The sequence below is a fragment of the Flavobacteriaceae bacterium genome (genome assembly GCA_014075215.1).
In the GTDB taxonomy this organism is placed as follows: Bacteria; Bacteroidota; Bacteroidia; order Flavobacteriales; family Flavobacteriaceae; genus Polaribacter.
In genome coordinates, this window is the sequence record CP046177.1 from 3,373,657 (window position 1) to 3,390,274 (window position 16,618).

Annotated in this window: 13 protein-coding genes; 4 read left to right on the top strand and 9 right to left on the bottom strand. The window is 34.7% G+C overall.

The features are described 5' to 3' along the window. Nucleotide 1 precedes the first annotated feature (1 nt). Together GKR88_16730 and GKR88_16735 are read right to left on the bottom strand one after the other, a co-directional pair. Nucleotides 2-163 carry a hypothetical protein gene (locus GKR88_16730; GenBank protein ID QMU65755.1) on the bottom strand — a complete coding sequence of 54 codons (162 nt, stop codon included), beginning with the start codon at nt 161-163 and terminating at the stop codon, nt 2-4. A gap of 3 nt (nt 164-166) precedes the next feature. Next, nucleotides 167-1,072, bottom strand: a complete 906-nt coding sequence (locus tag GKR88_16735; GenBank protein QMU65756.1) for an ornithine cyclodeaminase family protein — start codon at nt 1,070-1,072, stop codon at nt 167-169. A gap of 565 nt (nt 1,073-1,637) precedes the next feature. On the opposite strand from GKR88_16735, the gene GKR88_16740 reads away from it, so the two are divergent. Then, nucleotides 1,638-4,838: an amino acid adenylation domain-containing protein gene (locus GKR88_16740; GenBank protein QMU65757.1), complete on the top strand. Its 3,201-nt coding sequence runs from the start codon at nt 1,638-1,640 to the stop codon at nt 4,836-4,838. Between the two features lie 78 nt (nt 4,839-4,916). Here the strand turns inward: GKR88_16740 and GKR88_16745 are convergent, their stop codons facing one another. From GKR88_16745 to GKR88_16770, 6 genes are all read right to left on the bottom strand, one after another. Further along, a complete protein-coding gene (locus tag GKR88_16745) occupies nt 4,917-5,444 on the bottom strand; it encodes a DUF1697 domain-containing protein (GenBank protein QMU65758.1) in 528 nt (175 codons plus the stop codon). A gap of 3 nt (nt 5,445-5,447) precedes the next feature. Next, nucleotides 5,448-6,821, bottom strand: a complete 1,374-nt coding sequence (locus GKR88_16750) for an NAD(P)-binding protein (protein QMU65759.1) — start codon at nt 6,819-6,821, stop codon at nt 5,448-5,450. Beyond that, nucleotides 6,818-8,095 (bottom strand): kynureninase, encoded by a 1,278-nt coding sequence (kynU, locus tag GKR88_16755; protein ID QMU66766.1) that lies wholly within the window; start codon nt 8,093-8,095, stop codon nt 6,818-6,820. The genes GKR88_16750 and kynU overlap by 4 nt, the downstream gene beginning before the upstream one ends. A 135-nt stretch (nt 8,096-8,230) precedes the next feature. Further along, entirely contained in the window at nt 8,231-10,123 is a 1,893-nt protein-coding gene (gene serA / locus GKR88_16760; GenBank protein QMU65760.1) for a phosphoglycerate dehydrogenase, read from the bottom strand. 92 nt (nt 10,124-10,215) lie between these two features. After that, nucleotides 10,216-11,055 (bottom strand): hypothetical protein, encoded by an 840-nt coding sequence (locus GKR88_16765; GenBank protein ID QMU65761.1) that lies wholly within the window; start codon nt 11,053-11,055, stop codon nt 10,216-10,218. A gap of 122 nt (nt 11,056-11,177) precedes the next feature. Further along, a complete protein-coding gene (locus tag GKR88_16770) occupies nt 11,178-11,408 on the bottom strand; it encodes a hypothetical protein (protein QMU65762.1) in 231 nt (76 codons plus the stop codon). A 70-nt stretch (nt 11,409-11,478) separates the two neighbouring features. Between GKR88_16770 and gcvP the strand changes: the two genes are divergently transcribed. From gcvP to GKR88_16785, 3 genes are all read left to right on the top strand, one after another. Next, entirely contained in the window at nt 11,479-14,331 is a 2,853-nt protein-coding gene (gcvP, locus tag GKR88_16775) for an aminomethyl-transferring glycine dehydrogenase (protein QMU65763.1), read from the top strand. A gap of 176 nt (nt 14,332-14,507) precedes the next feature. Next, nucleotides 14,508-14,858: a hypothetical protein gene (locus GKR88_16780; protein ID QMU65764.1), complete on the top strand. Its 351-nt coding sequence runs from the start codon at nt 14,508-14,510 to the stop codon at nt 14,856-14,858. Nucleotides 14,859-14,887: 29 nt separating this feature from the next. After that, nucleotides 14,888-16,053 (top strand): IS3 family transposase gene (locus GKR88_16785; GenBank protein QMU65765.1). Its coding sequence is split into 2 segments (ribosomal slippage): nt 14,888-15,137 and nt 15,137-16,053, totalling 1,167 coding nucleotides; the frame shifts between segments, so codons are not numbered across the junction. On the opposite strand, the gene GKR88_16790 is transcribed toward GKR88_16785, so the two are convergent. After that, nucleotides 16,027-16,596, bottom strand: a complete 570-nt coding sequence (locus GKR88_16790) for a hypothetical protein (protein ID QMU65766.1) — start codon at nt 16,594-16,596, stop codon at nt 16,027-16,029. The genes GKR88_16785 and GKR88_16790 overlap by 27 nt on opposite strands. Nucleotides 16,597-16,618 lie beyond the last annotated feature (22 nt).

Sequence of the window (16,618 nt, forward strand, 5' to 3'; positions counted from 1 at the left end):
CTTAAACAGTAGCAGCAACATTGATAAAGTGATACGGATTTTTAGGGTCTTTTGAAAAATTTTCAATGGGTATTTTAGTACCAAGTCCTAATTCCTGAGCTATATCCATAAACAGCTGCATGATGATATGATCTTCCAAAGCCCAACCCGTAGAGTCAAACACACTTCATTGTTTATAAACAAATGAATATTTTTCACTGTTTTGAAGTAATGTAACAATATCCGGGCCTATCTCATCTATAGAGAGTTGCTGACACTCTCCTTCAATCACAGCTTGTTCTATAAAGTCCGGGCATATAAAACTTTTCTTTAAAAAGTTTAACGGCAATTCTATTTTTCCGGGAAAATCAGAACCAATAGCATTGATATGCAATGCAGGATTTGTTTCAAAATCACCGAACAGAGGTCCGGCTCCCGCTTCTATTGATGTGGCCGTACAAACAATATCTGATTGAATTAATATATCTTGGGTAGATGACGGGATGATCTCTATGTCTAAATGTAATGATCTACATCTGTTTTTAAACGACCTTTCAGCTACACTGTCTATATCATGAATCAATACTTTTTTGATAGGAAATATGCGAGATAAGGCATGAAGTTGTGTCACCGACTGAGCTCCGCAACCTATTAGTCCTAGTACAGTTGATATAGGAGAGGCCATATGTTTGCTGGCAACAGCAGAAGCAGCTCCTGTTCTAATGGCCGTTGGCAGTACACCATCCATCACTCCCAAAAGATGCCCTGTTGTTGCATCATAACTAGAAATCGTAGAGATTATCGTAGGAATATTTTGTTGTTTAGGGTTTCCGGGGTGATAACCAACGATTTTAATTGTTACACTTTTCTTATTTGCGTAAAGAGGCATCCATTCTATTAAGCCTGTTACCGGTTTGGTGTAATGAAATCCTGATCTTGCCGGAATTTCCATTTCAGATGCATCGTAGTTTTTAAATGTATTTGTAAGCTTATCAATAACCAAATCCATAAGACGGTCCGGTTCGTAATGTAAAATAATGTACTGAATATCTTCTTGAGATAATATAAGTGAGTGCGTTAAATGGGTATTCATATTACATTTTTAAGAAAATTTATATTGTTTCAAACAACTATATCTTTCTAAGTGCTAAATGTAAATTACATAAGTTTCAGTTTTAGCTTGACAATATACGTAGAAATACATTGATGTTCTATAGACAAACGAAAATAAGATTAATTATTTGAGACCTTTGCAAAATAGTGATAAATTCCGTATTAAAATTGATTTGGCTTCAAATTTCTTCCTTCTCGAAAATTTTAAATCCTCAAAACCAACAGGTTATTCCGGTTCAAATTTTTCTTCGGGCGTCGAACTTTTTTGCCAAATCAATTCTGCAAAGGTCTCATTTTTTACTTCTTTGTTGTTCTCCTGTGATTACAAAAATAGTTCTTTCTTTATAACCTGAAAATATCACCGTTGTAAATAATTCCTTTTTAACACAGAAAAGTAGGATATAATTTCCATTTCTAATGTATATTTGTTTAATATCATAATATGGGTAATTTGTTTTGAACGCATGACATCACGATATAAATAATTGTAAATCACTTCTTTTATTTATACAAGTTTAAATGACTTCTTTATTAATTTTTTTAATATGAATATCAATCTTGACACTTTAAATAAAAAATCCAATTTATCTGATAATCAATTGCTTATATGGATAACACAACAAAGCCATCCTTGTATACCTCTTTATAATTCTCCTTTCCTATTTACTTTCAAAACAAAAATAAATGTCAATTATTTCAAAAAATCGTTTCAAGAATTACTGAATCAACATGATGCATTACGCACTAGAATTATTAATAAAGATGATACTCCTTTTCAGGAAATTGCAGATAAGTTTGATCATGACCTCGAGTTTATAGACTGGGAGCATGATATTGAGAAGGATACTAATATTAATAGCTATCTACAACAAAGAGCCGAAAAGGTTATTGACATTCGTAAATCATGTTTTGACAGCAGTTTGATTAAAATACATTCTGATAAATATATCTGGTTTTTTAATCAACATCACATCACTACAGATATGTGGTCATTTTCCATTTTATTTAAAAAAATAATGGCTTATTACCAAGCGTTCCTCACAGGTAAGCCAGAATCTAACATTTTAACACCTCAATACAAAGAGTATTTAAAGTATCAAGGTAAGTTAGTGAGTACTCCAAGATGGAAACAGGCACAAAAATATTGGTTGGAAAAGGAGAAAGAACTGAAAAAATCTCATGGGCTTCATCAATTAAGAAATAATGAAACACCAACATCTTCCGTTAGAATTACAAATTCACTTGGTGAAGACAGATCTAAAAGATTACTAGAAATAAGTGCGCTTAATGAGTTTAGAAGTTTTACTAAAAATCTAACAGATCTAAGTATTCTTGCCACAATAGTGATCTCCTATATTCATAGAACAACAGATGAAGAAAAAATAACCATCGCCCTGCCCATTCACAACAGAATTAGCAAAGAGCAAAAAAATACATTAGGGCTCTTTATGGATTTGCTTCCATTATCTCTGACAGTAGATAAAGAAGATAGTTTTCTGCAATTGTTTGAAAAGGTAAAGATTGAAATTAACAGTTTTATGCTGAATGCTCAGGCATGTATGGCGACACCCAAAATGCATAGGAATTATGAATATATACTTAGTTACAACAATGTAACTTTTCCAGATTTAGAGGACATTCCGTATACTGTAAAATGGATACACCCAAACGCCATTGATTCTCACCATGTATTTAGAATAGAAATACACGATTTTTTCGATACGGGCCACTATTTATTTGAGTTTGATTTCAATTCATCATTAATTGATAAAACCAGGCAACAAAGTGCTGTAGATCAAATATTCAGATTGTTTGATGCTTTTTTAGAAGATTACAACCAACCTATCAATTCAGTCAAAATTATCAGTGAGGAAGAAGAAAGAAAATTAATGGTATTTGGTAATGCCGTTACAACACTGATTCCCATTGAAGATTCTATCATTGACAGGTTTCGGGACATGGCTAATACCTATCCAAATCGTACAGCAGTTTCTACGGAAGAAGAAAAAGTCACGTATTCTGAATTGAATAAAAAAAGTAATCAAATTGCGCATTATTTAATCAATACCGGAATAAAAAGTGAAACTGTAGTTGCAGTACATCTAGCACGTAATGTGAATCTTATTGCCAGTATTTTGGGTATTCTAAAAGCGGGTGCTGCTTATTTGCCTCTTTCAAAGATATATCCAAAAGAGCGAATAAAGTTTATGATTGAAGATGTAAAAGCAGACTACCTTATCACTAGCAAGGAATTAGAAAATGATGTTGACTTTTTTAGCGGGGATAAAATTATAATAGATACTTTAGATACTACGGAGCAAACAAATAGTTTGCAGAAGATCTTACCAAGCCAGCTGGCATTTATTATTTACACTTCAGGTTCTACCGGTAGGCCAAAAGGAGCAATGAACGAGCATAAAGCCGTTGTCAGATTAGCCCAAGTAATGCATGATGAAATTTGTGAAGATTATAAAAGCCATTTAAATATAGCTATGGTAGCACCGATAGTTTTTGATATTTCTGTTATGCAGATTTTCACTTCTCTTCTATATGGCCATTCGCTTTTTTTGGTGCCGGAAAATATGAGGTTTAGTGGTGCTCAACTCCATAAATTCTTTATTGATAATAATATTCATTTCTCTGACGGAACACCAGCTCACTTATCTTTATTGCTAGACTCACCAAAAAACGGAAGCTTACCAACTCACCTAAATATTGCAGGAGAAAAACTTACTCATAATGCTATTGAAAATTTGCAAAACCATTTTAATATTTGCAAAACAAAAATTTCAAATGGGTATGGAGTTGCCGAATGTGGTGTTATTTCTACGATGTTTACTTTTCCGTTAAGCAGAAAGTTTAAAAATATATCATCAATACCCATTGGTCGACCTCATTCCAAAGACCGGATATTTATATTGAGTGAGCACAATCAGTTACAGCCTATAGGAATTTCCGGAGAACTTTGTATAGGGGGTTTAGGTGTTGGAAGAGGATATGTAAATAATATAAACTTAACTAAAGAAAAATTTATAACCAATCCGTTTAATAAAAATGAAAAATTATACAAAACGGGAGATTACGCCAAATGGCTCGAAGACGGTACTATAGAATATATAAACAGAAAAGATAATCAAGTTCAAATCAGAGGATATAGGGTAGAGCTTGGTGAAATTCAAAATCAATTGCTCAAATTCATTAAAAATCATCATTCTAATACTATTAATATTGGCATTAACAGTGCTGAAATTACTGTTATTGAGGATAAAAATAACGAAAAATATATCTGTGCTTATTTTATGTCTGATCACTTACTCAAAACTGCAGAGATAAGATCGTTTATGGCAAAACAACTTCCTCATTATATGGTACCTACTTATTTTATACAGATAGAAAAAATGCCATTGAATTTTAATGGCAAAATAGACTATGACGCGTTGCCTCGTCCGGATTTTAAAAAACTAAAAAGAGAAAATGATTATGTAGCGCCCAACAATGAAATTGAAAGATTGATTGCAGAAATATGGCAGGAGGTATTTGATATAAAAAAAATAGGTATTTATGACAACTTTTTTGTTTTGGGAGGTCATTCGCTAATGGCTATTAAAATCGTTTCGAGAATTAAAGAGGTTTTAGACTTGACCGTTCCATTACTAGAAGTTTTCAATAAACCTACGATTTCAGATCTGGCAATTCTGGTTGAGAAGATCATTAAGCAATCACTGGTAAATGAGGGATCGGTGTAGTTCCTATGTCTCAGATGACATTAAAAAATAAAGTTTCACTAAGACAACTGTTAGGTTTTTAAAAACCTGTAAGGTCTCTTAATTAGTTGTTGCCAACTCCAGTAGTTTGTATACTGTTCTATAATTTCGGGAGGTGGCAGATACCTTTAATTTTTTTTCGAATAATTGATTACTCAACTTCGTATTCCCGTATCCTCCCAAACAATATAAATATACAACATCATTAACAATTGTATACGCATCATCTTTGGTTCCGTTGACCTCAATATCAGTATTTTTTGGTATCTCATTCAGGAAGGTAAAATACAATAATTTTTCTTCATCTGTCGGGTATGGATTATTCGTAATTGCTTCCTTCCATTCATCAACGGTTCTTATAATCACAGGGACATTATACTCAAATCTGTTTTCAATACCTTCTTTTATTTTCCAGGCAATCTCCGGCTTGTCTTCATCGGAGTTTAAAATAATATTCCCGCTCTGAATATAGGTTTGTACTGTCTGATAATCCAGATTATATAACAAGTTTCGTAAATCTTGCATCGGAAGTCTGTTTTTCCCTGATACATTGATTCCTCTTAGTAAGACAATATATTTTTCCAACATCTTCTATGTTTCTTTTTGTATTTTTTTAAGAACAGTTTTTAATTCTTCTTTTGACCTATTGAGAGAATCAAAAATCACATTATTTTCTATCATGTTAAAAAGCACTTTGTCTTGCGCTCTGCCTTGTGTCATAGCTTGGTAATATCCGATATCTTCACAAAATGTAACCAGGGAGTATTTTGAAAAATATTGAGTTGGAAAATTCTTTTCCAATTTCATTTCTATTTTTCGCTTTTCCTTGAATAAGGGATTTGCAACATGATCTCGCATTTCATAGTAATTGTCAATGGCTAAATCTGCAATGGCATCGGTATCTTGTTTTCTTTTTTTCTGATATTCGGAAAATACCGCTTCCCAGTTCCCCTCAAATTCATTTAATACTTCATCAAAAACAACGATATCTTCAAAAGAAGCATTCATACCCTGTCCGTAAAAGGGAACAATAGCATGTGCTGCATCTCCTATTAATAATGTATTTCCTTTGTAATTCCAGGGAAAACATTTTACAGTTCCTAATTTTCCGGTAGGATTATTTTCAAACTCTTTTACAATATTGGGAATGAATGCCAACGCATCCGGAAATTGGTTTTTAAAGAAAGTGGTTATGTCTTTTTTGGTCTTTAAATTTTTAAAATGGTATGTCCCTTCCGAAAAGCTTAGAAATAACGTTACCGTAAAACTCCCATCCGTATTTGGCAGGGCAATTAACATATAATTACCACGAGGCCAGATGTGCAAATGGTTTTTACTGATTTGATGGTTTCCTGTAGGGTCAGCAGGAATTTCCAGTTCTTTGTATCCATGTGTTAGAAAATCCTGAACACATTTAAAATTACCTGAAATTTGTTTTTCATAACTTTTTCTTAAAGAGGAACCGGCTCCGTCTGTTCCGAAAATAACATCCGCCTTAACCGTAAACTGTTTTTTAGCTTGATAAGACTCAAACATAGCAATTTTATTTTTTACATCAACTCCCAAACAACTACTGTTGAAGTGAATATTTACATTTTCATGCTTTTCGGCTTCGGTTAGTAAAATGCCATTTAGATCACCTCTTGAAATAGAATTAATATATTCTCCTGCTCTGCCGGAGTAATTATACTCAAAAGTATTCCCCTTGATATCATGCATTAAGCGCCCTTTCATAGGGATACAAATCTTCTTGGCTTTTTCTTCTACTCCCACCATACGCAGTGCTTTTAAACCGCGATTTGACAAAGCTAAGTTGATTGACCGGCCTGCTGATATATCCGTTTTACGCAAATCCGGACGGCTTTCATATACTTCAACGTAATATCCTCTTTGTGCCAATCGCAAAGCCAGTAAAGAGCCACATAATCCGGCTCCGATGATGAGTATGTTTTCTTTTTTACTCATGCATGATTTTTCCGTAATAAACTTCCCAATATCTCTGTCATTCTATATACATCTTCAAAACTATTGTATAATGGAACCGGTGCACAACGAATGACATCAGGTTCTCGCCAATCCGTAACCACATTATTTTCCATAAGCTTTTGGTGTAAACTTTTATCTGCATTTTTGACCTGTATAGATAACTGGCAACCTCTCTCTCCGGGATTACCCGGTGTGATAATTTTAACGGTATCCGACTCTATTTGATCTATTAAATATTCAAAATATCCTGTTAATTCGATCGACTTTTTTCGCAATGCATTCATTCCTACACTGTCAAAAATAGCTAAGGAAGCTCTGATAGCTGCCATCGATAAGATCGGCGGATTACTCAATTGCCAACCTTCTGCTCCTTTCATCATATCAAAAGATTGACGCATATGAAAACGGGTTTCTTTGTTATGGTTCCACCAACCGGCAAAACGCAGTAAATCTTCTCTGTCAGCGTGTTTTTCATGTACAAATAATCCTGCCAGACTTCCCGGCCCGGAATTCAAATACTTGTACGTACACCATGCTGCAAAATCAACTCCGCTTTCATGTAAATCCGGTTGAATATTTCCTGCTCCATGCGCTAAATCAATTCCAACCATACAATTTTTAGCATGACCTAATGCTGCAATTCGTTGGATATCAAAATACTGACCTGTATAATAATTGACTCCGCCTATCAACAACAAAGCAATTTCATTGCCTTGCTTTTCTAATATAGCTTCCAGGTCTTCTATTCTAAGAAGTTCTTCTCCTTCTCCGGGTTTCCATTCAATGAGTCCGTATTCGATATCAAATCCGTGAAATTTTAATTGGGATTGTACTGCATATCGATCGGAAGGGAAAGCATCGCTTTCTATAACGATCTTATATTTTGTTTTTGTAGGCTGATAGAATGAAACCATCAATAAATGCAGGTTGGTGGTCAATGTGTTCATCACCACAACTTCAATTGGTTTTGCTCCGACAATTTCTGCCATCGTTTCCGTCAAGAACTCATGGTAAGGCATCCAGGGATTTTTCGCTGCAAAATGACCTTCTACTCCATATTGGGCCCAGTCATCCAATTCTTGCTGAATATATTGTTGTGTAATCTTAGGTTGTAGCCCTAATGAATTTCCCGTAAAATACAACCGGTCATTTCCATTTTTATCTTTCGGAATATGAAACTCCTGCCGTAAATTAGAGAGCGGGTCTTTTTGGTCGAGTTGCTGCGCGTATTTTAGTGAATTTTGGTAGGTCATCAAACAAAATGGCATTTATAGGCCGGTTTGGTGTTTTGTGTTGTGTAAAAATAGCGAATAAATTTTGGTATGCCATCAATAGTTCAATCTATAAGGCGATACATTTGAAGTCAAATAATAAAAAAAGGAATCATTCTAATACAACACCCGAAACTTAATAGTTCCTCCTACACTTTTAAGTGCTGTGATCACTTTTTTGTTGTACTCTTTGTCAATATCCGTAATGACATATCCAACTTTTGCATCGGTAGATAAATATTGACCGGTGATGTTTAATTCAAATTCCGCCAACACCTTGTTGATCTTTGCCATCACCCCGGGAACGTTTTTATGAATGTGTAAAAAACGATGTGCATTGACTTGTCTTGGTAAACGGATTGCCGGGAAATTTACCGCATCGACTGTATTTCCTGAATTGATGTACGCCATGATCTTTCCGGGAACAAAATCGGCAATGTCTTTCTGTGCTTCTTCGGTGCTTCCTCCTACGTGGGGAGTGAGAATCACGTTGTTTAATCCTTGTAATTCCGTATGATAATCTCCGTTAGCTCTTGGTTCTTTCGGATAGACATCTACTGCCGCTCCGGCTAATTTCCCTTTTTGTAAAGCGTCTCTTAATGCTTTAATATCTACTACAAATCCACGTGAAAGATTTACCAGATAAGCTCCGTCTTTCATCCGGCTTAGTTCTTCTTTTCCTATGAAGTTCTTGTTTGAAGGATTATCATCAATGTGTAGCGTAATAACATCGGCTATTGCCAATAAATCTTCCAGTTTTTCAATACGTGTGGCATTTCCAAGTGCCAATCTGTCTTCCACATCATAATAGTAAACATCCATTCCCAGGGCTTCCGCCAATACGGATAATTGTTTTCCAATATTTCCATACCCTACTATGCCCAGTTTTTTCCCTCGAACTTCTTTTGACCCTTGTGCTGTTTTGTTCCATTGTCCGTTGTGCAGTTCCGTACTGCGTTGAAATACGGAGCGCATCAGCATAATGATTTCTCCTATCGCCAGTTCAACCACGGAGCGTGTATTACTGTATGGAGCATTGAATACGACAATTCCATTTTCTTTACAGGCTTCCAGGTCGATTTGTTTGGTTCCGATACAAAAAGCACCTACCGCCATCAACTTTTTGGCAGATGCTACGACTCGCTTTGTCACTTGTGTTTTGGAGCGGATTCCCAGAACGTGAACTCCTTTTAGTTTTTCAATCAGTTCTTCTTCTGATAGACTTTTAGAAACAGTTTCTACTGAAAATCCATCGCTCGATAATTTTTGAAAAGCATTCGGGTGGGTACTCTCCAAAAGTAAAATTTTAATTCTGTTTTTCGGATATGATATGTTTCTCGGTAGCTTATTTACAAAAAGAAACTCATCTAAATTAGGGGCAATATGATCTGCATTTTCAACCGTTTTCTCTCTTTCCACATTTTCCGTATAGGCAAAAAACCGATCTGCTACTCCTGCTTCTTTTGTAACATAATCACTATAGCCGTCTCCTATCACCTGTACTTCTCCTTCTAAATTCAGATCTTTTAAACATTGAATTTTTCCATTATGCGCAGACAATACATTTTTAGAATCAAAACCAACAATCCTGTCATTTTCATCAAATTCAAATGTATTGGCATATACTCTTTCCGATGGAATATTATAATCTTTTACAATGGCATCTATAAACTCTTTGAAACCGCATGAGATTACATATATGTTTTCAGAATACGCTTCAAAAAACCCTTTATTTCTTTCTATGGAGGCAGATACTTTTTTTCTGAGTTCCTCAATGAGAAGCACTAGATCCGCTCTTTTAGCATTTAGTAGTTTTATCCTTCTGTCTAAAGATTCCGTAAATGAAATTTCACCATCAATTCCCAAATTGGTAATATCCGAAATCTCTTGAATAATATCTTCCTTTCTGGGATTATCTGCAAGAGTGATATCTGCCAGAACGTCCAATGCTTCTACTCTTGTTAGTGTACTGTCAAAATCAAAAACAAAGTTCCTTTTAGTCTGCATCATCTTTAAAAATTCTAATGGATAAACTTACAAAATGAAGCATCAAAATAAGGTATTTAACTGTGATTTTTACTACATCGTTTTCTTTATTGTTTTTATTCCAATCTAATCGTATGTATCCCCCAAAGTGAGAGCCACCAAAATATGGGAATTGCTTCTACCCAAAAAGAACTGTAATATGTTGGTTGATTTTCTGTAGCTCTCATCAATACTACGGTAGCGCTAAAGAAGAATAACATGAATATATTTTTTACCGTTGAATCCGGTGCTATGATAAACTCTATACTTATAGCAAATAACAATAATGCCAATCCGATTCTTTTTGCCTGTGCAATACCTGTTTTTTGCGGTATCGTTTGTAATGACAGTTGATCATATTTCATATCTCGGATATCAAAAGGTAAAGTAAGTACAACAAGAATAAGGAAACGTTGTATGGTGTATAAAATAATATTACTCCTATTACCCTCTATTGTATCATTCTCATGATACAGTGGTAATAAAACAGTCATAGATGCCCATACAAATGCAATTACCATAATTTTCAAATGTCTTATACCGCGTAAACTCTTTTGAAATCCGCTCAGAAAAGGAATGGCATACAAGATGGTCAAAATTCCAAGGGGAAGTATAAATAATAATATTCTTATTGGTAAAAAACAGCCATAAAAACACATCCATACGAAACTAATGAAAGAGAAAATCTGAATACTTTTCAAGTTTTTAGTCAAACGTATATGATACCATTTTGCTACTCCCGCATATTTTATAAAATTATAACCGGAAACGGTTGCAAAAAAAATAAAATAACTTAGGTTTTCCTGATACGAAATATCGAAATATATTTCTGTAATCCTGGTAAAAGAACATACAGATAAAGCTACATGAATACTGGAATTAATATAAAAATCAAAAAGTATTTTTAACACGTTCATCTGACAAAAATAATCATTCTTTTTCCAATAAAATTTCTCTTTAAATTGAACTTCCTTTTTATTACGGCCAACCTATTTTAAAGCTCTTTTTTTATAGAATTCATTTAGACTTTTTGAATTTGCTAAAAAATTACTGTTTTCTGCTCTGTTCTTGTCTTTTTTTCCTTCCGTAGCGCTGCTATGCAACTCAAAAAGTCTTCAACAGAGCTAAAAACTTCTAATTTTCGCTTAAACCCAAAAAGTTTAAACGAGTTCATTATTTTTCTTCTGTAAAAAACTAAATTTTGATTAAAAAATACAAAATTTAGTTTCACTTCAGTAACCACTTCGTTAGTCCATAAATTTTTTTTCATTTGTTTTTTGTAAATTTTCAAATGAAAAAATTCATGTACTTTTGATATGCAAAAATTCAACATCCGATTAATGAATACAAATTCATTTCAATTAAGACATATCGGGCCTGATTTGTCCGAGCAAAAACAATTACTATCAGCTGTTAACGTATCTGATTTGGAACAACTTATAGATGAAACGATTCCGGATGATATCCGGCTAAAAGAACCTTTGCAATTAGATGCTCCCATGAGCGAGTATGAATATCTAAACCACCTTGAGGTTATTGCTCAAAAAAATAAGGTTTTCAAAAGTTACATCGGACTCGGATATCATGAAGCAATTTTACCCGGTGTTATTAAGAGAAATATTTTAGAAAACCCGGGCTGGTATACTGCATATACTCCCTATCAGGCAGAAATTGCGCAAGGCAGACTGGAGGCTTTGCTGAATTACCAAACCATGATCTGTGATTTGACAGGAATGGAAATAGCAAATGCTTCTTTATTGGATGAATCTACAGCTGCTGCCGAAGCGATGGCCTTATTATTTGATGTAAGAGACAGAGCTCAAAAAAAAACTGCTGTAAACAAATTTTTTGTTTCCGATCAAATTTTACCGCAAACCTTATCCGTACTCAAAACGAGAGCTACTCCTATCGGAATAGAGATTGTAATTGGAAACCATGAAGAGTTTCATTTTTCTTCCGGTTTTTTTGGAGCTATTGTTCAATATCCCGGGAAATACGGACAGGTATACGATTATACTTCTTTTGTAGCAAAAACTAACGAAAAGGGTATGAGAATAGCTGTTGCTGCCGATATATTATCATTAGTAAAATTAAAAACTCCGGCAGCATTTGGTGCCGATGTTGTTGTAGGTACCACGCAGCGTTTCGGAATTCCGTTGGGATACGGAGGACCACATGCAGGGTATTTTGCCACTAAAGAAACATATAAGAGGAGTATTCCCGGAAGAATTATTGGTGTTACCAAAGATATGGGTGGTAACAGAGCCTTACGTATGGCCTTACAAACCCGTGAGCAACATATCAAAAGAGAAAAAGCAACCTCCAATATCTGTACTGCCCAGGTTTTACTGGCAGTAATGGCAGGGATGTATGCTGTCTTTCACGGAAAAAAAGGACTACAATTTATTGCCGATTCGGTACACTCGGCTACCGTAACCTTAGCAAATGCTCTGGAAAGCTTAAGATTTACTCAAACCAATAGCTCCTATTTTGATACTATTGCCGTAAAAGCTGATACAAAAGTGGTAAGGCCAATTGCAGAGGCTAACAAAATAAACTTCAATTATATAGATGCCGGTACCATTTCTATTTCCATTAATGAAACTATCGGTTTAAAAGAAATTAATGAAATCATAGCAGTATTCGTACAAGCTTTTAATTTAAAGGAAAAAGTAATTCCGGCGTATGCAAAAACAAATGTCATTCCATTGGCAATACAGAGAAATACTTCTTTTTTAGATAATGAAATATTTAACTCTTATCATTCCGAAACAGATATGATACGCTATATCAAAAAATTAGAACGCAAAGATCTGGCATTGAATCATTCTATGATCTCTTTGGGATCTTGTACTATGAAGTTGAATGCTGCTTCGGAAATGTTGCCTTTGAGTCAGGCAAATTGGGGGAATATTCATCCGTTTGTTCCGTTAGAGCAAGCCGAGGGCTATCAAGAAATATTGCATAAACTGGAGCAGCAATTAAATGTGATTACCGGTTTTGCGGGTACGTCATTACAACCTAATTCCGGAGCTCAAGGTGAATTTGCCGGATTGATGGTCATTCGGGCTTATCATCAAAATAACGATGATCATCATAGAAACGTTTGTTTAATTCCGGCTTCTGCTCATGGGACAAATCCGGCTTCTGCGGTAATGGCCGGTATGAAAGTGGTGGTAACAAAAACAGACGAAAGAGGGAATATTGATGTTGAAGATTTAAAAGAGAAAGCTATTTTGCACGCTGATCATTTGGCAGCATTAATGGTTACGTATCCTTCTACGCATGGCGTATTTGAAAGTGCTATCAAAGAAATTACACAAATCATTCATGATCATGGCGGACAGGTGTATATGGACGGTGCAAACATGAATGCTCAGGTTGGGTTGACAAACCCTGCTGCAATAAGTGCCGATGTTTGTCATCTAAACCTGCATAAAACTTTTGCCATACCACATGGCGGCGGTGGCCCGGGTGTTGGCCCTATTTGTGTGGCTCCTCAGCTAGTGCCGTTCTTACCTTCTAATCCTCTGGTGACTACCGGTGGAAAGCAGGCAATCACAGCAATTTCCGCTGCTCCGTGGGGTAGTGCTTTGGCTTGCTTGATTTCTTACGGATACATTACCATGTTAGGAGCACAGGGAGTTACAGAGGCTACTAAAATAGCCATCCTAAATGCCAATTATATAAAAGAACGCTTAAACGGACATTACAAAACTTTGTATACCGGAGAGATGGGAAGAGCGGCACATGAAATGATCATTGACTGTCGTGATTTCAAAGAAAACGGAATTGAAGTAACAGATATTGCCAAACGTCTCATGGATTATGGTTTTCACGCCCCTACGGTTTCTTTTCCTGTGGCGGGAACGATGATGATTGAGCCTACGGAATCCGAGAGTATTGCTGAATTGGATCGTTTTTGTGATGCGTTGATTTCCATAAGAAAAGAGATTGCCTCTGCAACTAAAGAAAATCCTGACAATGTATTGAAAAATGCTCCTCATACCATGCAAATGGTAACAAATGACGAATGGAATTTTCCATACTCCAGAAAAGAAGCAGCATTTCCTTTGGATTTTGTAGCTGCTAATAAATTCTGGCCAAGCGTACGGAGAGTAGATGAAGCGTATGGAGATAGAAATTTAATTTGTTCTTGTAATCCTATTGAAAATTATATGGTTTCAAGTTAAAAGTTTCAAGTTAGCTCAATGTTCTTTTTTGTTTAATATATTCACCAAAGCCTGATACCAAGTTTTTTGACATTATTTTTTGGACAAATATCGTCCTAAAACATGGAATATGCTAATTTATTCGGGTCAACGACAATTTATGGGGATTGATTATTTTAGATGCATAAAAAAAGACGATGCATTTAGAATTATTAGCATCTATCCTCCCTCAAGATTTATTACTTCATTTTGATATTGTATTTTTTGAAGAATTAGGAGATATTTCAGTTAAAAAGGATGCTTTTCACATTTATTTAGAAGAGAAGAATATTCTACCAGAGGGTTACTCAAAGGGTAATTATGAGTCCAAAGGTTTTATTAGCAGTAAACAGATTCAAGATTTTCCCATACGCGGTAAAGCAGTTTATCTACATATAAAAACAAGACGATGGCGAGATAAGAAGACTAAAAAGGGAGCGATTAAAAATGATTATTCATTCATTGCAGAAGGTTCTGGACTTGCTACATTTAGAGTGACAAAGAGTTAAGCTAATTTTATCTAAAATAACTTAACCATATGAAACGAAGAAAATACAGTAAAGAGTTTAAAATTAAAGCAGTAGAATTAAGCAATGTACGAGGTAACACAAAGCAGATTGCCATGGAATTGGGAATCAGTGCAGATCTTATTTACAGATGGCGTAGAGAATTAGAACAGCGTCCTGATTTAGCTTTTAGCGGTAATGGCGTCAAACAACTCACAGAAGATCAGAAAGAGTTAGAGCGATTACGTAAACAGCTCAAGGATGTTACCATGGAGCGGGATATCTTAAAAAAGGCCGTGAGCATCTTCTCCAAGAGCGATCGGAAGTATTGAAATTTATCAAAGATTACAGTAGAGAATATCCGGTTGGGAAGATGTGTAAAATTTTTAAAATTAGTAGAAACAGTTATTACAGGAGTAAGAATTATGTTCCATCAGATAGAGATGGAAAAAATCGTATGCTACTCTCTGAGATTCACCGTATCTGTGAGCGAAGTAAATCTACTTATGGAAGTCCTAGAATTACAGAGGAACTCAAAGCTAAAGGGTTTAAAGTATCTAGGCCTAGGGTAGCACGATTGATGAAAAAACACGGGATTAAAGCAGTTCGTAAAAAGAAATTTGTTGTCACGACAGATTCTAAGCATCAATATCCAGTAGCTGATAATGTATTGGATAGAGATTTTAAAGCTACCGCTGCTGCACAGAAATGGGTTTCTGATATTACCTATTTAAAGACTGCACAAGGATGGCTGTACTTAACGGTAATTATTGACCTGTTTGATCGTAAAGTCATTGGTTGGTCTTTGAGCAATGGACTCAAAGCAAGACAAACTATCATTGCTGCATGGAGAATGGCTGTAAACAACAGAATGCCTTGTGAAGGTATGATTTTTCATTCTGATCGAGGTGTACAATACGCATCTCATGCGTTTGTTAATATCCTTAAAAGTTATCATGTAACACCCAGTATGAGTAGAAAAGGAAACTGTTGGGATAATGCAGTAGCTGAATCTTTTTTTAAAACAATCAAAACAGAACTAATGATAGACAATAAGTTTATATCCAACAAAAGTCTTCAAATTAAAGTCTTTGAATACATAGAAACTTGGTACAACAGATACAGAAGACATTCTGCTCTTGGTTACAAAAATATCATCGAATTTGAAAAATTATATCAAATCAAAAATGTAGCTTAACTTTTTGTACCATTTTTTGTTGCATATCCAAGTTACCGTTTTACCTTGTATCTTAATTACATTATCGTCTGTTTTTACTCCTGGCAATTTGTTAAGTACGTCCTTCATCTTAAATTCATTCCCATTGGTAAATGCTTTTAAATTATATGTAATCGTATCTTTATTTTTTTTAATTGGTTTGTATTTGTAATTGATGACAATCTCATCTAATTTTTCACTTTTGATTTTTAATCTAATATTATAATCAGATTTATCTTCAAAAAAAAGAAGTTCTTTTTTTATTGAATTATAACTTAAATGTGAAATACTTAATTTGTAAGCTACTCCCTTTATTAATTGAAGTTTATAATTGCCATTAACATCTGATATAGCATATTTTATATTGATTCTTTCCTGTTTTGGTTTAGCAATTAAAGTTACATTTGTTAGGGGTTGTTTTAAGCTATCAGTAATAATACCGCTTACAGTTACAGTATTATTTTGTGCAAAAGTTACGTAGTTTAATGATAAAAAAAAGTAAACTATTAAGTTTTTTAAACTCATTTTTTATGGAGAAAAGTAAATA